We start from the raw sequence: 18,681 nt of genomic DNA on the forward strand, positions 1-18,681 counted from the left end.
GCGCAATTCGTCTGACGAAGATCTACTGACGCGGAATCATCTGCGGAGGCGTGACCCACAGCGCGGTCGGCACGATGTAATACGGCAGCGTGCTTCGCCTTAGCAATGTGCCCGTTGCGGAGATCTGCACGCCATTGGGAAGCGGCGGTCCGATGATCTGCACTCGTGTGACCAATAGACGGCCCTGTGGGTCCTGCGAGAAACGCTTGTCGATGACGCACAGCGGCGGGTCCATCGACAACATCCAGATCGGCTGCTGCGAGCCACTGTCCGTTTCGATCATTTCCTGCACGGGCGTGCCGCGAATCGTCAGCGTCGTGCCTACGGGGAAGCAATTAGGGGCCGCCCATGTCGCGCCGGCCCCTATCGACGCGCACACGAAAAACATCGCGCGGAACAGGCGGCTTTTCATCGTACGCATCGGATGCATCGGATGCATTGCTCGGTCGGCGTGGTTCATCGCAACTCCGTCTGGAAAAAGCGCACCGTTGCCGCGTTGAATTCGTCGTGGAACGCGGAGCGGTCGAAGCCCGGCTGACTGGTGCAAAGCGCCGGCATCTTGCGGCTCAGGCGCGCATCGCAAGGCGGCAGGAAATCATAGTGTCCCGCGTGTGCGACGACGTGATACTCCGGCGCGCGCGGCAGGTTCATTCGCACGGCTTCGTCATAGTAGGGATGTGGCTGATGATGATCGTCGGCTGCGCGCCAGAGCTGGATCGGGATGCGCACGTCGCTCAGACCCGCGCGTCCGAAGGCGAAGCCGAAAGCCGGAGCGGCGATGACCGCAGCCTTGATGCGGGGATCGTGAACCCACGCGCCTGCGGGCGCATGCGCGGCCCGGTCAGGATCGACACCTGCGTGCTGCAACGCCTGACATAAATCGTGCTCTGCATGCGCGCGGCAGTATGGCGCGATCGCCGAAAGGTCGGGCGTGGCGCCTGCGGCCACGAGTACCGTGAAGCCGCCGTTCGAGAAACCGAACGCACCGATGCGCGTTTCGTCGAGATGCGCGTGACCGGACCATTCATTCAGCATGAAATCCGCCAGTCGATGAAGCTGCGCCGTGCGACGCCATGGCTCCAGAACGTGAGTCTGATCATCGTAAGTGTCGCCGGCATGGCTCACCGCCGCCGCGACGAAGCCCGCATGCGCGAGCGCGAGGGCCGTGTCGTAGTGGCTATCGTATGAACCGCCGCCGCCGTGCGACATCACGATGAGCCGCAGTCCATCGCCTACGACGGGCGCGTCGAGTGCGACTGTTTGCGTGTGATTGCCTGAAGCATGTTCGCTGGCCGGCGCATCGGTGGGATACCAGATGCCGACCGTCAGCGGCGGTTCCGCACCATCGGCGATCTCGATCTTTTCGAAGCCGACATCGGCCGCGAGACACGGCGCGGTAAAAATCGCTAAAGCCACCGCCAAAGCGAAGGCAGTCACGGCAACGAGTCTCACGACGGACGGTTTCCTCGGTTAGTCGGTTTATAGGGTTTATCGGGTTTGCGCGGACTCAAGCTTATCCGAACATGCTTGCAATCTAAGGGCGTGGTTTTCGATCTGGCCGAAGCCATGCAGGGATAAAAGCCAAGCGTCAGTCCGCGTCCGTACTCGCATTCACCCCCCTTCTACGAACTTTCCCTATGTTACGATCCTAACAAAAGTGATATAAACTGAGATCAATCTATCAAAAACTGTTGTGCGTCGCACAAGACGCCGGCACACCGATCTCATGCTGGAAACTGCAACGAAGTCCATCGTCGCGTGGCCTGGCAAGGCTCAGGCCCACACAAGCGCCCGCAATCCCGGCGTGCCGTTCGATCTCGCATGGCTCGACGGCCTGCGTGTGAACCAGTCGGCGGTGGCGCGCCGCGCATCGACGCTCGGCACGCGCCGCGCGGTCAAGAAAGATGCGCAGGCGGCATGGCTGCTGAAGGCCATCACCTGCATCGACCTGACCACGCTCAACGGCGACGACACCCCCGGACGCGTCGAGCGCCTGTGCGCGAAAGCACGCCGTCCACTGCGCGACGATCTGCTCGACTCGCTCGGCATGGCGCCCGCATCGATCACGACCGGCGCAGTGTGCGTCTATCACCGCTACGTCAAAACCGCCGTGCACGCGTTGCAAGGCAGCGGCATTCCGGTTGCCGCCGTGTCCACAGGCTTTCCCGCCGGCCTCAATCCGCATGCGTTGAAGTTGCGCGAGATCGAGGCGTCGGTGGCGGATGGCGCGGCGGAAATCGATATCGTCGTTACGCGCGAGCATGTGTTGACCGGCAACTGGAAAGCGCTCTACGACGAAATGCGCGATTTCCGCGCGGCTTGCGGCGACGCGCACGTCAAGGCGATTCTCGCGACGGGCGATATCCGCACGCTGTCGAACGTCGCGAAGGCGTCGATGATCTGCATGATGGCCGGCGCCGATTTCATCAAGACCTCGACGGGCAAGGAAGGCGTCAACGCGACGCTCGACGTGTCGCTCGTCATGGTGCGCATGATCCGCGAGTACCTCGCGCGCACGGGCGTTCTGATCGGCTTCAAGCCGGCGGGCGGCGTGTCCACGGCGAAGTCGGTGCTCGAATATCAGATCCTCATGAAAGAAGAGCTCGGTCGCGAATGGCTCGAACCGGAGCTGTTCCGCATCGGCGCGTCGAGTCTGCTGTCGGATATCGAACGCCAGCTCGAACATCACGTGAGCGGACGCTATTCGGCGTTCAATCGCCATCCCGTCGCCTGAATCGCAAGACTTTTCCCTAATAAGCCTCATGAGCGTTGCCGAATACTTCTCCTCGATGGAATACGGACCCGCACCGGAAGACGATCGCGCCGTGCGCGCATGGCTCGATCAGCACGACGGCCGCTTCGGTCATTTCATCAACGGCGCATGGCGTGCAAGCGACGCCGAGCACTTCGATTCGCGCGAACCCGCAACGGGCCGCGTGCTCGCGTCGATCGCACAGGGCGATAACGCCGATGTCGATGCCGCCGTGCAAGCCGCCCACGATGCGCTCGAAGGCTGGCAAGCCATCGGCGGCGCGGGACGTGCACGTCATCTCTACGCGTTGTCGCGCATGGTTCAGCGGCACAGCCGTCTGTTCGCGGTGCTCGAATCGCTCGACAACGGTAAGCCGATCCGCGAGTCGCGCGATATCGATATCCCCCTTGTAGCAAGGCATTTTCTGCATCATGCGGGCTGGGCGCAGTTGCAGGACAAAGAGTTTGCCGACTGGGCGCCGCTCGGTGTGATCGGTCAGATCGTGCCGTGGAATTTTCCGCTGCTGATGCTCTCGTGGAAGATCGCGCCGGCGCTCGCGCTCGGCAACACGGTCGTGCTGAAGCCCGCCGAATTCACGCCGCTCACCGCGCTGTTGTTTGCTGAGTTGGCGCATCGCGCGGGCTTGCCGAAGGGCGTGCTCAACGTCGTCACGGGCGACGGACGCACGGGCGCGGCGCTTGTCGAGCACAAGCGCGTCGCGAAGATCGCGTTCACGGGATCGACCGAAGTCGGCCGCCAGATTCGTGCGAGCACGGCGGGCTCGGGCAAGTCGCTGACGCTGGAACTCGGCGGCAAGTCGCCCTTCATCGTGTTCGACGATGCCGATCTCGACAGCGCCGTGGAAGGCGTCGTCGATGCGATCTGGTTTAATCAGGGACAAGTGTGCTGCGCGGGCTCGCGTCTGCTCGTGCAGGAAGGCATCGAAGCGCGCTTCGTCGAGAAGCTCAAGCGCCGCATGGATACGCTGCGCGTCGGCACGTCGCTCGACAAGGGCATCGACATGAGCGCGGTCATCGACGAAGTGCAGCTCGAACGTATCCGTTCGCTCGTCGATAAAGGTGCGGGCGAAGGCTGCGAGATTTATCAATCGCCGCGTGCAACCTTGCCCGATGGCGGCGCATTCTTCCCGCCGACGCTCGTGACCAATGTGTCGCCCGCATCGACGCTCGCGCAGGAGGAAATCTTCGGACCCGTGCTCGTCACGATGAGCTTTCGCACGCCGGAAGAAGCCGTCGCGCTCGCGAACAACACGCGCTACGGGCTTGCGGCAAGCGTTTGGAGCGAGAACATCAGCCGCGCGCTGGATGTCGCGCCGCGCCTGCAATGCGGCGTCGTGTGGATCAACGCGACCAATCTCTTCGATGCAGCCGTGGGCTTCGGCGGATATCGCGAATCCGGCTTCGGGCGTGAAGGTGGACGCGAGGGCATCTACGAATATCTGAAACCGCGCGCATGGGCGAAGCTCCCGGTTCGCGGCGAAACGAAATCGCCTCAGGCGCAGCCCGATTCGTTGACCGATTCGGGCGTCGTCAGCGCGCTGGATCGAACGGCCAAGCTGTTCATCAACGGCAAGCAGGCCCGACCCGACAGCGGTTATTCGCGACTCGTGCGCTCGCCTGCAGGCGAGATCGTCGGCGAAGTGGGCGAGGGTAGTCGCAAGGACATTCGCAATGCGGTGGCCGCTGCGCGCGGTATGACGAAGTGGTCGTCGGCAAGTGCGCATAATCGCGCGCAAGTGCTGTATTACCTCGCGGAGAATCTGAGCGCACGCGCCGATGAATTCGCCAGGCAACTCGTCGCGCGTGCCGGTTCAAGCGAGCGCGATGCGAAGCGCGAAGTGGATGCATCGATCGCCCGCTTCTTCACGTATGCCGCGTGGGCCGACAAGTACGACAGCGCGGTGCATGCACCGCCGCTGCATGGCGTTGCGCTGGCAATGCACGAGCCGCTCGGCGTGATCGGCATCGTGTGCCCGGATGAAGCGCCGTTGCTCGGCTTCGTGTCGCTGGTGGCGCCCGCGCTTGCGCTGGGTAATCGCGTGGTCGCGGTGCCGAGCGAAACGTGCCCGTTGATGGCGACGGACTTCTATCAGGTCGTCGAGACGTCGGATGTGCCGGGCGGCGCGTTGAACATCGTGACCGGCGACGCGCGTTCGCTCACGCAGACGCTCGCGCAACACGATGACGTCGATGCGCTCTGGTGCTTCAACGGCGCTACGCTGTCGACGCTGGCCGAGCGCGAGTCTGTCGGCAATCTGAAGCGCACGTTCGTCGATCAGGGCCGCGTGTTCGACTGGCACGACGCCGCGAGCGAAGGCTTGCCGTTCCTTCGTCAGGCCGTGCAGGTGAAGAACATCTGGGTTCCGTACGGAGATTGATTACCGATTTGATCGAGGCGTAGATCCCGATACGGGACGCGCCCAAGCATGAAGGAGACGCTGTGCTGAAGAATATCGATCCGCTCCTGAACGCCGACATCCTGTACGCGCTTGCCGCGATGGGTCACGGTGACGAAGTAGTGATCTGCGATGCTCATTTCCCCGCCGATTCCGTCGCGCGGCAAACCGTGTTGGGCCGCGTCCTGCGCCTGGACGGCGCGAATGCGCCGCGTGCGGTGCGCGCGGTGTTGTCGGTGCTGCCGCTCGATACGTTCGTCGACGATCCCGCCGGCCGCATGGAGATAGTTGGCGATGCAACCACTTTGCCCGCCGTGCAGCGCGAGGCACAACGCGAAGTGGATGACGCCGAAGGCCGCGTGCAACCGTTCGCGGCCATCGAACGTTTCGCGTTTTACGAGCGCGCAAAGAATGCGTACTGCGTGATCGCAACCGGCGAAGCGCGCGGTTACGGCTGCTTCATCTTCAAGAAGGGCGTGCAGCTTGCGCCGGACGCACCGGAAGGAGGCACGCGATGAAAAGCGTCGTCATTCTCGGCATCTATGTCACCGATCTCGCGTTTCGCGCGCAACGCATGCCTTTGCTCGGCGAGACTGTCGCGGGCTCCGCGTTCAAGATGGGACCGGGCGGCAAAGGTTCGAATCAGGCGGTGGCCGCCGCGCGCGCGGGTGCGAACGTGATCTTCTGCACGCGCATCGGCGCCGATGCATTCGGCGAGATCGCGCAGGCAACGTGGGACGCCGAAGGCATCACGTCGCGCGCAACCGTCATGAACGACGTCGCGACGGGCGCCGCGCATATCTATGTGGACGAGAACACGGGCGGCAACGCGATCATCGTCGCGGCGGGCGCGGCGGGCACGCTCGTGCCTGAGGACGTCGAGGCGATCGAGGCCGACATCGCGAGCGCGGGCGTATTCGTCACGCAACTGGAGCAGCCGATTCCGGCTGCGCGCCGTGGACTCGAACTCGCGCGCAAGCATGGCGTGACCACGGTCTTCAATCCCGCGCCCGCGTTGCCATTGACGGACGACATCTATCCGCTGTGCGACTACATCACGCCGAACGAAACGGAAGCGACCGCGTTGACGGGCATCGAGATCGCCCATGTCGATGATGCACGCCGCGCCGCCGACGTATTGCTCGCGAAGGGCGCACGCGCGGTCATCGTCACGCTCGGCGAAGCGGGTGCGCTCTTGCATACGGCGAACGAATCGACGCTTGTGCCTGCGTTCGATTGCGGCCGCGTGGTCGAGACCGCAGGCGCGGGCGACGGCTTCACCGGCGGTTTCGCGGCGGCGCTCGCACGCGGCGACAGCCCGCTCGATGCCGTGCGCTTCGGTTGCGCGCTCGCGAGCCTTTCGGTGACGCGCCCGGGCACCGCGCCGTCGATGCCGCGTCTCGATGAAATCAACGCGGTGCTGGCGGACAGGAGCGTGACACAATGAAGTCGTCGACGGGGCCGTCGAAGCGGCCGGTTTGGTTTCAGGATCGCCAGTTCAACTTCCTGATCGGCGTGAACATTCTCGTGGTGCTCGTCGCGACGTGGATGTCGCATGGCCAGTTCCTCGATATCGACAACCTTCAGTCGATGGGCGGCCAGTTGCCCGAGCTCGGTTTGCTCGCGCTCGGCATCATGCTGTCGATGGTGTCGGGCAATGGCGGCATCGACTTGTCGGGCGTCGGGCTCGCGAACCTTTCCGGCATGGTCGCAGCGATGCTGCTGCCGCACATGGTCTCCGGCGACGATTCGCCCGCGCTCTATACGGGCGTGTTCGTGTGCATCGTCGTGTTGATCGGATTGGTGGGCGGCGTGCTGAACGGCGTCGTGATCGCGAAGCTCAGACTCACGCCCATTCTCTGCACGCTCGGCACGCAATTGCTTTTTACGGGCATTGCGGTGGTGCTGAGCAACGGCGCATCGGTGCGCGTGGAATATGTCGATCCGCTCTCCAGCATCGGCAACGGCACCTTCCTGCAAGTGCCCATTTCGCTGTGGATCTTCATCGCCGCCGTGCTGCTGCTCGGCTGGATTCTGAAGCGCACGCCATTCGGTCTGCGTCTCTATCTGATGGGCACGAACCCGAAGGCTGCGTTCTATGCGGGCATTCCGCGCGCGCGCATGTTGATCGTCACGTATGGTCTGTGCGGCACGCTCGCGTCGCTCGCGGGTCTCATCAGCGCGACGCATACGTCGAGCGCGAAATGGGACTACGGCAATTCATATCTGCTGATCGCGATCCTGATCGCGGTGATGGGCGGCGTGAATCCGGCGGGCGGCTACGGGCGCATCGTCTGCGTGTTTCTCGCCGCGACCGTGTTGCAATTTCTGTCGAGCCTGTTCAATCTGCTCGGCGTATCGCAGTTTTTCGGCGATTGCGCGTGGGGTTTTCTGCTGCTTGCATCGCTCGCTTTCGCGGGCGGCGAGCGCGTGCGCGCGATCTTCGGCATCGGCGGGGCTGCGCCCAAGCGCCAGGTTCCGCCGCCGCCCGCATCGACGGGACGATAGTGTTGCGTAGCATTTAAGAGACCAATCGATACATAAAGGAGACGACACAATGAAGCTCAACAAACTCGCCACCGCGCTCACGGCAGTCGCACTGGCCGCTGGCGCGATCGCGGCGGCGCAGGCTGCAACGAACGAAACCATCGTGACCGTCGTCAAGGTGACCGGCATCAACTGGTTCAACCGCATGGACGAAGGCGTGAAGGAGTTCGGCAAGGCCAATCCGAACATCACCGTGTATCAGACGGGACCGGGCCGCGCGGACGCCGCGCAGCAACTGAAGATCATCGAAGATCTGATCGCGAAGAAGGTCACCGCGATCGCCGTGGTGCCGTACGATCCGCCGACGCTCGAACCCGCGCTCAAGAAGGCGATGGATCGCGGCATCAAGGTCGTCACGCATGAAGCGGACAACGCCAAGAACACGCAGGTCGATATCGAAGCCTTCGACAATACCGCTTATGGCGCGGGCCTGAACGAGCGTCTTGCCAAGTGCATGGGTCAGCAGGGCAAGTGGGCCGTGCTGGTCGGCTCGCTCGGCAGCCGCTCGCAGGTGCAATGGGCCGATGGCGGCATCGGCAACGCGAAGGCCAAGTATTCGAAGATGGATCTCGTCGAGCCGAAGCTCGAAACCAACAACGACGGCGAGCGCGCCTATCAGGTTGCGAAGGAAGTGCTGCGCAAGCATCCGGACCTGACAGGCTTCCAGGGCTCGTCGTCGCTGGATGTGATCGGCATTGGCCGCGCGGTAGAGGAAGCGGGCAAGGTCGGCAAGATTTGCGTGTACGGCACGGGCCTACCCACCGAAGCGGCCAAGTTCCTCGAAAGCGGCGCGATCAACGGCATCGCGTTCTGGGATCCGAAGCTCGCCGGTCTGGCGATGAACAAGGTCGCGCAAATGCTCGTCGAAGGCAAGGAAGTGCAGAACGGCGCGGACCTCGGCATCACCGGTTATAACAAGGTGACGGTGAGCAAAGGGCCGGGCAAGGGCGTGATCGTGCGCGGCACCGGCTGGGTCGATGTCGACAAGACGAACTACAAGCAATACAACTTCTGATGTTGTGCCGGGCGCGTGTGCCTTAACGGACACGCGCCGCACGAATGAATCGAGCCATGACCAAAGAGACACCGCTTCTCGAAGTCGTCAATATCCATAAACGCTTTACCGGCGTGTATGCGCTGCGTGGCGTGAGTCTCGCGTTCGAGCGCGGACAGATCTATCACTTGCTGGGCGAGAACGGCTGCGGCAAGAGCACGCTGATCAAGATCATCTCGGGCGCGCAACCGCCCGATGAAGGTGAACTCGTGATCGAAGGCGCGCGGCACGCAAAACTCACGCCGCTCGAATCGCTTTCCGCAGGCATCGAAACGGTCTATCAGGACTTGTCGCTGCTGCCGAACATGAGCGTGGCCGAGAATGTCGCGCTGACGTCGGAGCTTGCCGAGCATGCGGGCAAGCTCGCGCGCACCTTCAATCGCCGCGCGCTCGCCGAGACTGCCGCGCGCGCGCTCGAAGCTGTCGGCTTGCCCGGCGACGCGAACTTTCAGAAGACATTGATCGAACAGTTGCCGCTCGCAACGCGTCAGCTCGTCGCGATTGCGCGCGCCATTGCGAGCGAGGCGAAGTTCGTCATCATGGACGAGCCGACGACCTCGCTCACGCAGAAGGAAGTCGATAACCTCATCGCCGTGCTGGCGAAGCTGCGCGCGGAAGGCGTCGCCGTGCTGTTCGTGAGCCACAAGCTCGACGAATGCTATGCGATCGGCGGCGAAGTGATCGTGCTGCGCGATGGCCAGAAGATGGCGCAGGGCCCGATCGAAAACTACACCAAGGCGCAGATCAGCGAACTCATGACGGGCAAGCATCTGTCGACGGAACGCTATCGTGCGGAAGGCGCGGAAGGCGCATCGCAAGTCGTGCTCGACGTGAACGCGCTCGGCCGCAAAGGCCAGTTCGCGGATGTGTCGTTCAAGCTGCACAAGGGCGAAATTCTCGGCGTGACGGGTCTGCTCGATTCCGGCCGCAACGAACTCGCGCGCGCGCTGGCAGGCGTTGCGCCGGCGGATCTCGGCACGGTCACGCTCGACGGCATGCGCGTGCGGCTGCACTCGCCTGCGGATGCGAAGGCGCAACGTATCGGCTATGTGCCGGAAGACCGCCTGAACGAAGGGCTGTTCCTCGACAAGCCGATCCGCGACAACGTCGTGACCGCGATGATTTCGAGCTTGCGCGACCGCTTCGGCCAGATCGACCGCAAGCGTGCGCAGGAACTCGCCGAGCGCACCGTGAAGGACTTGCAGATCGCCACGCCCGATGTCGACAAGCCCGTGCAATCGCTTTCGGGCGGCAACCAGCAACGCGTGTTGATCGGCCGCTGGCTCGCGATCGATCCGCGCGTGCTGATTCTGCACGGACCCACGGTCGGCGTGGACGTGGGATCGAAGGACATCATTTATCGCATCATGCAGCGGCTGTCGAAGGAGGGGATCGGCATCATCCTGATCAGCGACGATTTGCCCGAACTGCTGCAAAACTGCGACCGTATTCTGATGATGAAGAAAGGCCGCATCGCGAACGAATATCGCGCGGACCGCTTGAACGAAGCCGATCTTTATCACGCGCTACTTTCAGAGGCAGCATGAGCATGAGCGAATCCATCCGCCGCACACGCAGCGAGACGATGCCGCAAGCCGTGAGCGACGTCACGCCGCGTGTGCGCAAGGGCAACCTGTACACGCAACTGATGCGCAATCCCGAGTGGTTCACGGCCGGGCTGATCCTCGTGACGTGCCTGATCGTGGGCGGCATCAATCCGCGCTTCTTCCAGTTCGCCACGCTGTTCGACCTGCTGCATTCCGCGACGACCGTGTCGCTGTTCGCGCTTGGCACGCTCGTCGTGCTGGCGTCGGGCGGCATCGACGTATCGTTCACGGCAATCGCCGCACTCACGATGTACTCGATCACCAAAGCCGTGTTCGCGTGGTGGCCCGAGTGCCCGTTCGCGCTGATCCTGATTGCGGGCGCGATAGGCGGCGTGCTGCTCGGCATGATCAACGGCGTGCTGGTGCACCGGCTGAAGGCGCCGTCGCTGATCGTGACCATCGGCACGCAGTATCTGTATCGCGGCTTGCTGCTGACGTTCGTCGGCACGCAGTTCTTCATGAACATTCCGCACAGCATGGATACGTTCGGCCGCCTGCCGCTGTTTTTCTATCACACGTCCGACGGCTTGCGCGCCGTGTTGCCGGTGTCCGTGCTCGCGCTCGTGATCGCGGCGGTGGTCACATGGTGGCTGCTCAATCGCACGATGATGGGCCGCGGCGTCTACGCGATGGGCGGCAGTCTCGCGATCGCCGAGCGGCTCGGCTACAACCTGCGCGCGATTCATCTGTTCGTGTTCGGCTATACCGGCTTGCTGGCGGGCGTCGCGGGCATTCTGCACGTATCGACGAACCGGCTCGCCAATCCGTTCGATCTCGTCGGCACGGAACTCGATGTGATCGCGGCGGTGATTCTCGGCGGCGCGCGCATCACGGGCGGCACGGGCACGGTGGTGGGCACGTTGCTGGGCGTCGTGCTCGTTACGCTCATCAATAGCGTGCTGATTCTCATCGGCGTGCCGAGTACGTGGCAGAAGGTGATCATCGGCGCGTTCATTCTCGTCGCGGGCACGTTGTTCGCGTTGGGGCGCAGGCAGTAAGTAAGCGCGGTACAAACAACAAGGCCCGTTCATCATGAACGGGCCTTTGTCATTGGCGCTGCAAAAACGTGCGGAATCAGCTACGTTTGCGCGGCTTCTGGCCGTCTTCGGTGATCACCGAATCGAACTCCGACAACTGCGAGAAACGCACGGCCTTGACCTTGCCGAACTTGCTCGCATCGACAACAAGATGCCGCTCCACGGCGCTCGCCATCGCAGCCTGTTTGATGGCGACTTCGTGAAAGTTCCAGCACGTCACGCCGCGCGCTTCATCGACGCCGCCCGCCGACATGAACGCCTTGTTGATGCCCATGCGCCGCAACGTTTCGACGCTCTCGTCGCTCGCAAACGACTCCGACGACGGCACATACACGCCGCCAAGCAGAATCATGCGCACGTTCGGCTTGCGGCGCAGAATCTCCGCGACGTTGAGCGAATAGCACACGACCGTCAGATGCATCTCGACGGGAATCTGCCGCGCGAGCGTAGTCAGCGTCGTGCCGCAGTCGATGAAAATGGTGTCGTTATCCACGAGCAAGCGCGCCGCATGGCTCGATGCGACCGCCTTCGCCTGCGCGAAATGATCTTTCTCTTCCTCGATGGTGTAGCCCGCGTTGGGCACGTCGGCGGCGCTGACGATATAGCCGCCGAGATACGTGAACTGGCCGGGGTGCGCGGCGATATCGCGGCGCACCGTCATTTCCGACACGCCGAGCAATGCGGCTGCATCGCGCAGGCGCATCACGTTTTGTTTTTCGAGCGCGCTCGACAGCGCGCGCATGCGGTCGTTCTTGGCCATCGGGACGGCGCGAGGGATGTTATGTTCTGGTCGCGGAATGAGAGGATTATAACAACGCAAGCCGCGTTTTTTGCGCCCGGGCCGTCCTGTCGCGGGTAAATCCCGAGGCTTCAGGTCTTGCGCGTGTAGCGAATCCACACGACGTCGTGATCGAGCGTCTCGACCGATTCGAGCTTCAGATACGCGGGCTTTTTCCATTCGTCCATTGCCACTTCGAACGATGACGTGTGCGCCTCGCGGCCATCGACGAGCGGAACCAGCAGCACGCTGACTTCATCGGCGAGTTGCGCATTGACGAACGCGCCCGACACATGCCCGCCGCCTTCGACGATCAACTTGTCGATCTTCAGCTCGCGTTCGAGCGTAGCGACCACGCGCGCAAGTTCGATGTCGTCCTGGCCGCCGAAGACATACGACACGCCGATCGATTGCAGATACGCGAGGTAATCGTCCTCGACGCTCTCGGCCAGCACTTCGACGATATGCGAGTCGAGCGCCGTGTCGCTCTTCCATGCAACGCGTCCTTTCGGGTCGATCGAGATGGCGTACTGGCTCGCATCGCGTCGGGCGAAATAATCCGTGCGCGGTATGGGTTGTTTGGCGAGACCGCGCGGATAGTCGCGGTCCTTGCCGTGCGAGATTTCCTGCATCGTGACGCGGCCGCACGCCCATGCGTCGGCCTTGAAACGTGCGGCGGTCTCTTCGTAGGTCGGCGATGCGAAAGGAAGGTTCCAGTTGTCGGTCAGGCTGCGGCCATCGATCGACGACATCATGTGGCAGACGATATGCATGTGCTTCTCCGGAGCGTGTGAACGGATGCTCCGAGCGACGCAAGCGCCGTGCCGCTTGCGTTGACGTCGCGCTTTACATCGCACTCGCCGCCGACGCCACTTCAGGACCGCTGCCGCGCGAGGCGATAGAGCAGGTACGCGCCGAGCGCCTGAAGGCCGAGCGCGCCGTACACAAGTCTTCTGCCGAGCGTGTCGGCCCACATCGACTGGAAATATTCCGGATTCAGCACGATGAGCGCGCCGCCGAACAACGCGGGCAACAGCCCGAGCGCCCACGACGACAGGCGCGCTTCGGTCGACATGGCGACCGGTTCGCCATCCGCCCGTTCGAGTTCGCGCATGAAGGAGGCCATGCGTTCGAGCATCACATCTGCGCGGCCGCCGAACTTGATCGAGATGCGCAGCACCGCGCCGATCAATTCGAACTCCTGCACGCGATAAATGCGCGCCACCGTCGCGAGGGCCTGATCGATGTCCATGCCGTTGCGCAGACGCGGCATGACCTGTTCGAGGCACTCGGCAAGCGGCGCCTGCGTGTGCGCCGCGGCCGACTGAAACGCGGCCGGAACGCTGTCGCCGTTCGTGACGCGACGCACGATCTCTTCGAGAAACGAAGGCAACTGGCGCACGATACGCACGCGGCGTTTCTGCGCGCGCCGTACGAGCAGCGCAACGAAGCACAGCGCGGAGAACACGACCGCCACGAAGCCCAGCGCGGGCGCGACGCACGTCGAGCACACGAACGACACGACGCCTGTGATCAGCGCCCAGAGCGTCAATGCCGCACGCGGATTTTGCACGTTGGAGCGGCGCATGAGATCGTCGAGTTCGGCGGCGATCCACGACGCGGCTTCCGGCCGCTGCGTCCGGCGTTCGAAGAATTGCTTCGCGACGTGCATATCGCGCTTGTGGATGCCGCGGCCCCACAGCAGCAAGCCGCCCGCCGCGCACGACATGGCGAGCACGAAGACCCATGCGATTGCGCTGGACAACGAAGCCTCCGGTCAATGTGAAGCGTCCCGAAGACGCGCTGAATGTCTCTTCGATTACGGCAGTCGCGCGCACTTTCTTGAATGCCGCTTCGAGCGATTCGTTGACCGAGCGACGCCGCGCCACGCCGCCGCAGTGTGCGAAAATCGGGCGCATGAAAAAGATCACGCCTCTCATCCTTCCTATCGCATTCGTTGCGCTCACTGCGCTGAGTCCGCTCGCGCATGCCAGCCTCGCCGAGGGCGCGCACGAGTTCAAGGAAGACGTCAAGTCGGCCGGACGGCAGACGGGCCATGCCGCCCGCGACGCCGCTCACGCGGTCGGAAACGGCGCGAAGTCCGCGGGCCACGCCGTCGCGGACGCGTCGAAGCGCGGCTATCACGCCACCAGAAAATGGGTGACGGGCGAGGAATAAGCCGCACCCGACCCGGCTCCCGCATCGCTCATTTAAGCGTCGCTTGACAACGTCCGTCGCTGTTATTGATAATCGTTATCATTTACGCGACTTCGCCATTCGGCGGATGAAGACGACGCATCACGGTTTGGGCCTCTTCCACATCGGCCGCGCCTGAACGGCGGCATCGTCACGACAGCGCCGGCATCATTCGACGCGGCGAACGCGCCAGCATCGCGATTCCGTCCCACGGGAACGACCGGCTTCGTCGCCTTCGTGACCGCGCCGTAGTTTGAGGAACCGATTTGAGAACACACCCCACGGCGATGGAAGCCGGCCCCATGCGCGTCATCGGCAGACACGGGCCGCTGGTCTCGCGCATCGTCGCCGCTATTTTCGGCGGCTATGCGCTCGCCGCGCTCACCAGCGTGGCCGCGCTCGTCTTGCCGATGAGCAAGCCGCAAGCCGTGCTGACGGGCATGCTCGCGAGCTTCATCGTGTATGTGTGCGCGGTGATCTGGGTGTTCGCGGTGCGCAGCGCGCGGCGCGCATGGTGCGGGCTGCTCGTCGCGGCGTTGCCGTTGTTGCTCGCGGCGTGGAACGTCTGGACGGCGGGGAACGCATCGTGAAGGCTGCACGGCGCGCGCAGCCGAAGGCCCGCGGCATTCGCCAGACGATGTCGGATCTGCATATCTGGGCCGGCCTGTTCGCGGGCTGGATTCTGTACGCGATGTTCCTCACCGGCACGGTCAGCTACTTCAAGGACGAAATCTCGCAATGGATGCGGCCCGAGCAGCCGCAGCAGCGCGAAGTCGCCGATCCGGCGCTCGTGGCGCAGCGCGTCGCGGCGACGCTCGGCACGATCGCCGCGGGCAGTCCGCAATGGAGCTTCGATCTTCCGAACGGGCGCACGAGCGTGATCGGTTCGTTCTGGCGCACGCCGGGCGCGGCGAACGGCAAGCGCACTTTCGAGGAAGCGAGCTTCGATCCGGCGACGGGCAAGCGCACGAGCGCACGTCAAACACTCGGCGGCGAATTTTTCTATCGCTTCCATTTCCAGTTCTATTACATGCCGGTGCTGTGGGGCCGCTGGCTCGCGGGACTCTGCACGATGTTCATGCTGGTGGCGATCGTGAGCGGTGTCATCACGCACAAGAAAATCTTCACGGACTTCTTCACCTTTCGCTGGGGCAAGGGGCAGCGCTCGTGGCTCGATGCGCATAACGCGCTCTCCGTCTTCGGCCTGCCGTTTCACGCGATGATCACGTACACCGGCCTCGTCACGCTGATGGCGATGTACATGCCGTGGGGCGCGCAGACCGCGTTCAAGACGCCGGCCGGGCGCCAGACGATGACATCGCAACTGAGCGCGTTCATCCAGCCCGGCAAGCCGTCGGGACAGAGAGCCGAACTCGCGCCCGTCGATGCGATGGTGCGCCAGGCCGAAGCCCGCTGGGGCCGCGACAAGGTCGGCCGCGTGACGATCACGAATCCCGGCGACAGCACGGCGCGCGTCGCGGTTTCGCGCGGCGAGGCGTCGCGCGTGTCGATGAGCCCGCAATACATGCTCTTCGATGGCGTGACGGGCAAACTCATCGACGTGAAGGACGGCGTCGGCGGCGCGGCCGAAACGCGCGGCGTGCTGTACGCGCTGCATCTTGGACGCTTCAGCGATCTGCAATTGCGCTGGCTGTATTTCATCGTCAGTCTGACGGGCACGGCGATGGTCGGCACGGGCCTCGTCATGTGGACAGTGAAGCGCCGTCAGAAGCTGCCCGATCCCGCGCGGCCTTACTTCGGTTTTCGCGTGGTCGAGCGTCTGAATATCGCGAGCATCGCGGGGCTATCGGTCGCAATGACGGGCTTCTTCTGGGGCAATCGTCTGCTGCCGGCCGGCATTGCCGCGCGCGATAACGCCGAGATCAACCTGTTCTTCGCGATCTGGGGCGCGACGTTGCTTTACGCGATCGCGCGGCCCGCGAAGCGCGCGTGGATCGAACTGTTGTGGCTTGCCACGGCGATGCTCGCGCTGCTGCCCGTGCTCAACGCGCTCACGACGAACCGGCCTGTGTGGCGCAGCGTCGCACAGGGCGATTGGGTCTTCGCGGGCTTCGATCTCATGATGTGGGCGTTCGCCGCGCTGCATGCCGTGTTGGCCTTGCGCGTTGCGCGACATCGTCCGAGCATGAAACGTCTGGACAAGCGCGCGGCGGCGAGTGTCGCCACGGCGCAGCGTGAAGAGGAGCGCGTGTGACGCATCTTTTGACCATCGTCTTCTGCGTCATCGCATTCGCGTTTCTGGCTATGTCGATGGAACGCCATCATGAAGTCGTGTTCGGGCGCGAGCTTCGTGCAGGGCAAGCACGCGGGTTTCGTATCGCGGGCTGGTGCGGTCTTGTGTTGGCGCTGCGGTTCATCGTCGGCGAGGAAGGCTGGGCGCTCGGACTCGTCAGCTATAGCGGCTGCACGAGTCTTGCAGCGGGGCTCGTGTTCGGCGCGCTCGTTATCCGTCAGCGGTTATCGGCGCGTTGATGGACTGAACGCCCGTGTCATCACCAGCCGTGAAAGCGCGGCCATACAACTGTGCTGCCGTCGCTCGCGAGCGCGTGATACTCGGGATATTGCGCGCCGGTCGCGCATGCATGATTGGGCAGAATGCGCAGCTTCATGCCGATCGGAAAGCGCCGCGCGATGTCATCCGCATTTTCAATGGCAAGAATGCCGTGCTCCTGATTCGCGCCGATGAGCGTGCAGCCTGCGAGCGGCGTGCCATCGAGCGCGCATGCGAGACCATAGCCGTAGTCGTGCGCTTGCTTCGACGTGCCGCGGTCTCGGCTCATCGCCATCCATCCTGCATCGATGATGACCCAGCCTTTCTCCGGTTGATGCCCGATCACGCTCGCAAGCACGCTCAATGCGATGTCGCTCGTCGCGCATACGCCGACGTTCGCCATCACGAGATCGAAGAGCACATACACGCCGGCGCGCACTTCATCGACACCTTCGAGGTGCCTTGCGGCAAACGCGGTCGGCGTTGAACCGATGCTTACGCTCTTGCACGCGATGCCCGCCGCACGCAGACGTTCGGCTGCACGCACGCAGCCCGCGCGTTCCTGTTCGGCGAGTGCGGCGAGCGCCTCGGGGTCGTTGAGTTCATAGCTCGAACCGGCATGCGTCATCACGCCGCCGACGCCGATTCCGCCTTCCTGAAGAATGCGCCCGATAGCGATGAGCGCATCGTCGTCGGGTGCGATGCCGGAGCGATGTCCGTCCGTATCGATTTCGAGCCACACATCGAACGTTTCGTTGGCCGCCTTGCAGAACTCGACAATCGCCGATGCCGCCGCCGCATTGTCCGCGATGATCGTAAGCGCGCAACCGCGTTTCTTAAGTGCCATCGCGCGCGGCAGTTTTGCAGGCACCATGCCGACCGCATAGAGAATGTTCGTGATGCCCGCCGCGAAGAATTCCTCGGCTTCCTTGAGCGTCGACACGGTGATGCCTTGCGCGCCCGCCGCGATCTGCGCACGCACGACGTCGAGACACTTCGTCGTCTTCACATGCGGACGGAACTTCACGCCGAGCGCGTTCATGCGTGTCTGCATTGCATCGATATTGCGCTGCATGGCGGCGATATCGATGATGGCGGCGGGTGTATCGAGCTGGTCGAGATTCATGATGTCGTGTTGAAGCGGCTTGCCCAGTCGGGAAGGGCTTCGAGTGTCGGAGATTCGATATCAGGGGCCGTGCTGCCCGGAACGGGCGCAAGGCTTATATGGTTGTGCCAATACGTTCGCAAACCTAAAGGCGCCGTGCCGAGCATGTCGTAGCTCGATCCCGCGACGAAGGCTGCATCGTGCGCGGCGATACCGAGCTTGTCCAGCGCGAGAAGATAAGGACGCGCATTCGGCTTATAGAAACCGGCCTCTTCGGCTGTGACGATTGCATCCCAACGAATCGGCAGAATCGATGCAGCCTCGCGACCAAGCGCAATAGAGCAATTGGTGACCACCGCGAGCTTGCAGTGCGGTTGCAATCGTTCGAGCGCTTCTTGCGCTCCGTGCCACGGTTGGAGCGTCTGCCAGTTTTGCCGCAGCGAAGCGGCAGCGCGTTCAGGCAAGCCGACGTTACGCGCGGCCCGCTGCACGAGCGTTTCATAATCGACGTACGCGCCGCATTCGTATGTGAGCTTCAGATATTCCGCGCGCCAGATCCGGCCATGCTCGGGCGAACCGGCTGATTCGTTCCATAGCGTCCACGAGTCGAGCAACGCGGTGAGAAGATCGAAGAGAACGGCCTTGGGATAGTGCGATGTCGTATCGTTCACGTTTGC

The 18,681-nt window shown here is 63.3% G+C and carries 19 protein-coding genes; 12 read left to right on the top strand and 7 right to left on the bottom strand.

Annotated features, from left to right (window positions below; all coding sequences use genetic code 11):
- Nucleotides 1-22: 22 nt before the first annotated feature.
- A complete protein-coding gene (locus BRPE64_RS27295) occupies nucleotides 23-460 on the bottom strand; it encodes a hypothetical protein (RefSeq protein ID WP_144063552.1) in 438 nt (145 codons plus the stop codon).
- A complete protein-coding gene (locus tag BRPE64_RS27300; RefSeq protein WP_016348209.1) occupies nucleotides 457-1,452 on the bottom strand; it encodes an alpha/beta hydrolase family protein in 996 nt (331 codons plus the stop codon). Before BRPE64_RS27300 ends, BRPE64_RS27295 begins: the two co-directional genes overlap by 4 nt.
- Before the next feature lie 274 nt (nucleotides 1,453-1,726).
- Between BRPE64_RS27300 and deoC the strand changes: the two genes are divergently transcribed.
- From deoC to BRPE64_RS27340, 8 genes are all read left to right on the top strand, one after another.
- Nucleotides 1,727-2,734: a deoxyribose-phosphate aldolase gene (gene deoC, locus BRPE64_RS27305; protein ID WP_016348210.1), complete on the top strand. Its 1,008-nt coding sequence runs from the start codon at nucleotides 1,727-1,729 to the stop codon at nucleotides 2,732-2,734.
- Nucleotides 2,735-2,762: 28 nt separating this feature from the next.
- Entirely contained in the window at nucleotides 2,763-5,150 is a 2,388-nt protein-coding gene (locus tag BRPE64_RS27310; protein ID WP_016348211.1) for an aldehyde dehydrogenase family protein, read from the top strand.
- A 62-nt stretch (nucleotides 5,151-5,212) separates the two neighbouring features.
- On the top strand, nucleotides 5,213-5,686 hold the full coding sequence (locus tag BRPE64_RS27315; RefSeq protein WP_016348212.1) for an RbsD/FucU family protein: 474 nt from the start codon (nucleotides 5,213-5,215) through the stop codon (nucleotides 5,684-5,686).
- A complete protein-coding gene (rbsK, locus tag BRPE64_RS27320) occupies nucleotides 5,683-6,615 on the top strand; it encodes a ribokinase (RefSeq protein ID WP_016348213.1) in 933 nt (310 codons plus the stop codon). The genes BRPE64_RS27315 and rbsK overlap by 4 nt, the downstream gene beginning before the upstream one ends.
- Entirely contained in the window at nucleotides 6,612-7,676 is a 1,065-nt protein-coding gene (locus BRPE64_RS27325; RefSeq protein WP_016348214.1) for an ABC transporter permease, read from the top strand. Before rbsK ends, BRPE64_RS27325 begins: the two co-directional genes overlap by 4 nt.
- A gap of 49 nt (nucleotides 7,677-7,725) precedes the next feature.
- The gene (locus tag BRPE64_RS27330) at nucleotides 7,726-8,730 is read left to right on the top strand and encodes a substrate-binding domain-containing protein (protein WP_016348215.1); all 1,005 of its coding nucleotides are present in this window, start codon (nucleotides 7,726-7,728) and stop codon (nucleotides 8,728-8,730) included.
- 56 nt (nucleotides 8,731-8,786) lie between these two features.
- Complete coding sequence (locus BRPE64_RS27335; protein ID WP_016348216.1) at nucleotides 8,787-10,316, top strand: sugar ABC transporter ATP-binding protein; 1,530 nt, start codon at nucleotides 8,787-8,789, stop codon at nucleotides 10,314-10,316.
- Entirely contained in the window at nucleotides 10,313-11,374 is a 1,062-nt protein-coding gene (locus BRPE64_RS27340) for an ABC transporter permease (RefSeq protein WP_016348217.1), read from the top strand. The genes BRPE64_RS27335 and BRPE64_RS27340 overlap by 4 nt, the downstream gene beginning before the upstream one ends.
- A gap of 76 nt (nucleotides 11,375-11,450) precedes the next feature.
- On the opposite strand, the gene BRPE64_RS27345 is transcribed toward BRPE64_RS27340, so the two are convergent.
- The 3 genes from BRPE64_RS27345 to BRPE64_RS27355 all read right to left on the bottom strand — a co-directional run bounded on the left by BRPE64_RS27345 (nucleotide 11,451) and on the right by BRPE64_RS27355 (nucleotide 13,956).
- Nucleotides 11,451-12,173, bottom strand: a complete 723-nt coding sequence (locus BRPE64_RS27345; protein ID WP_016348218.1) for a DeoR/GlpR family DNA-binding transcription regulator — start codon at nucleotides 12,171-12,173, stop codon at nucleotides 11,451-11,453.
- Between the two features lie 110 nt (nucleotides 12,174-12,283).
- Nucleotides 12,284-12,964 carry a dihydrofolate reductase family protein gene (locus BRPE64_RS27350; protein WP_016348219.1) on the bottom strand — a complete coding sequence of 227 codons (681 nt, stop codon included), beginning with the start codon at nucleotides 12,962-12,964 and terminating at the stop codon, nucleotides 12,284-12,286.
- A 101-nt stretch (nucleotides 12,965-13,065) separates the two neighbouring features.
- Nucleotides 13,066-13,956 (bottom strand): type II secretion system F family protein, encoded by an 891-nt coding sequence (locus tag BRPE64_RS27355; protein WP_016348220.1) that lies wholly within the window; start codon nucleotides 13,954-13,956, stop codon nucleotides 13,066-13,068.
- A 152-nt stretch (nucleotides 13,957-14,108) separates the two neighbouring features.
- Here BRPE64_RS27355 and BRPE64_RS27360 point away from each other — a divergent pair, with 152 nt between their 5' ends.
- From BRPE64_RS27360 to BRPE64_RS27375, 4 genes are all read left to right on the top strand, one after another.
- A complete protein-coding gene (locus BRPE64_RS27360; protein WP_044043757.1) occupies nucleotides 14,109-14,369 on the top strand; it encodes a hypothetical protein in 261 nt (86 codons plus the stop codon).
- Nucleotides 14,370-14,689: 320 nt separating this feature from the next.
- On the top strand, nucleotides 14,690-14,977 hold the full coding sequence (locus BRPE64_RS27365) for a DUF3649 domain-containing protein (RefSeq protein WP_016348222.1): 288 nt from the start codon (nucleotides 14,690-14,692) through the stop codon (nucleotides 14,975-14,977).
- A 47-nt stretch (nucleotides 14,978-15,024) separates the two neighbouring features.
- Entirely contained in the window at nucleotides 15,025-16,602 is a 1,578-nt protein-coding gene (locus BRPE64_RS27370; protein ID WP_051180585.1) for a PepSY-associated TM helix domain-containing protein, read from the top strand.
- On the top strand, nucleotides 16,599-16,880 hold the full coding sequence (locus BRPE64_RS27375; RefSeq protein WP_016348224.1) for a DUF3325 domain-containing protein: 282 nt from the start codon (nucleotides 16,599-16,601) through the stop codon (nucleotides 16,878-16,880). Before BRPE64_RS27370 ends, BRPE64_RS27375 begins: the two co-directional genes overlap by 4 nt.
- 20 nt (nucleotides 16,881-16,900) lie before the next feature.
- Here the strand turns inward: BRPE64_RS27375 and BRPE64_RS27380 are convergent, their stop codons facing one another.
- Both BRPE64_RS27380 and BRPE64_RS27385 read right to left on the bottom strand, forming a co-directional pair.
- Nucleotides 16,901-18,025: an alanine racemase gene (locus BRPE64_RS27380; protein ID WP_016348225.1), complete on the bottom strand. Its 1,125-nt coding sequence runs from the start codon at nucleotides 18,023-18,025 to the stop codon at nucleotides 16,901-16,903.
- Nucleotides 18,022-18,675 carry an HAD family hydrolase gene (locus tag BRPE64_RS27385; protein WP_016348226.1) on the bottom strand — a complete coding sequence of 218 codons (654 nt, stop codon included), beginning with the start codon at nucleotides 18,673-18,675 and terminating at the stop codon, nucleotides 18,022-18,024. Before BRPE64_RS27385 ends, BRPE64_RS27380 begins: the two co-directional genes overlap by 4 nt.
- Between the last annotated feature and the right edge of the window lie 6 nt (nucleotides 18,676-18,681).

Source organism: Caballeronia insecticola (assembly GCF_000402035.1).
Classification (GTDB): domain Bacteria; phylum Pseudomonadota; class Gammaproteobacteria; order Burkholderiales; family Burkholderiaceae; genus Caballeronia; species Caballeronia insecticola.

What these genes read in the sequence shown, in the direction of transcription:
- BRPE64_RS27340 (WP_016348217.1), top strand. Translation starts at nt 10,313, where the DNA reads ATGAGCATGAGCGAATCCATCCGCCGCACACGCAGCGAGACGATGCCG.
- BRPE64_RS27325 (WP_016348214.1), top strand. Translation starts at nt 6,612, where the DNA reads ATGAAGTCGTCGACGGGGCCGTCGAAGCGGCCGGTTTGGTTTCAGGAT.
- BRPE64_RS27360 (WP_044043757.1), top strand. Translation starts at nt 14,109, where the DNA reads ATGAAAAAGATCACGCCTCTCATCCTTCCTATCGCATTCGTTGCGCTC.
- BRPE64_RS27370 (WP_051180585.1), top strand. Translation starts at nt 15,025, where the DNA reads ATGTCGGATCTGCATATCTGGGCCGGCCTGTTCGCGGGCTGGATTCTG.
- BRPE64_RS27380 (WP_016348225.1), bottom strand. Translation starts at nt 18,025, where the DNA reads ATGAATCTCGACCAGCTCGATACACCCGCCGCCATCATCGATATCGCC.
- BRPE64_RS27345 (WP_016348218.1), bottom strand. Translation starts at nt 12,173, where the DNA reads ATGGCCAAGAACGACCGCATGCGCGCGCTGTCGAGCGCGCTCGAAAAA.
- BRPE64_RS27335 (WP_016348216.1), top strand. Translation starts at nt 8,787, where the DNA reads ATGACCAAAGAGACACCGCTTCTCGAAGTCGTCAATATCCATAAACGC.
- BRPE64_RS27310 (WP_016348211.1), top strand. Translation starts at nt 2,763, where the DNA reads ATGAGCGTTGCCGAATACTTCTCCTCGATGGAATACGGACCCGCACCG.
- BRPE64_RS27365 (WP_016348222.1), top strand. Translation starts at nt 14,690, where the DNA reads ATGCGCGTCATCGGCAGACACGGGCCGCTGGTCTCGCGCATCGTCGCC.
- deoC (WP_016348210.1), top strand. Translation starts at nt 1,727, where the DNA reads ATGCTGGAAACTGCAACGAAGTCCATCGTCGCGTGGCCTGGCAAGGCT.
- BRPE64_RS27330 (WP_016348215.1), top strand. Translation starts at nt 7,726, where the DNA reads ATGAAGCTCAACAAACTCGCCACCGCGCTCACGGCAGTCGCACTGGCC.
- BRPE64_RS27295 (WP_144063552.1), bottom strand. Translation starts at nt 460, where the DNA reads ATGAACCACGCCGACCGAGCAATGCATCCGATGCATCCGATGCGTACG.
- BRPE64_RS27350 (WP_016348219.1), bottom strand. Translation starts at nt 12,964, where the DNA reads ATGCATATCGTCTGCCACATGATGTCGTCGATCGATGGCCGCAGCCTG.
- rbsK (WP_016348213.1), top strand. Translation starts at nt 5,683, where the DNA reads ATGAAAAGCGTCGTCATTCTCGGCATCTATGTCACCGATCTCGCGTTT.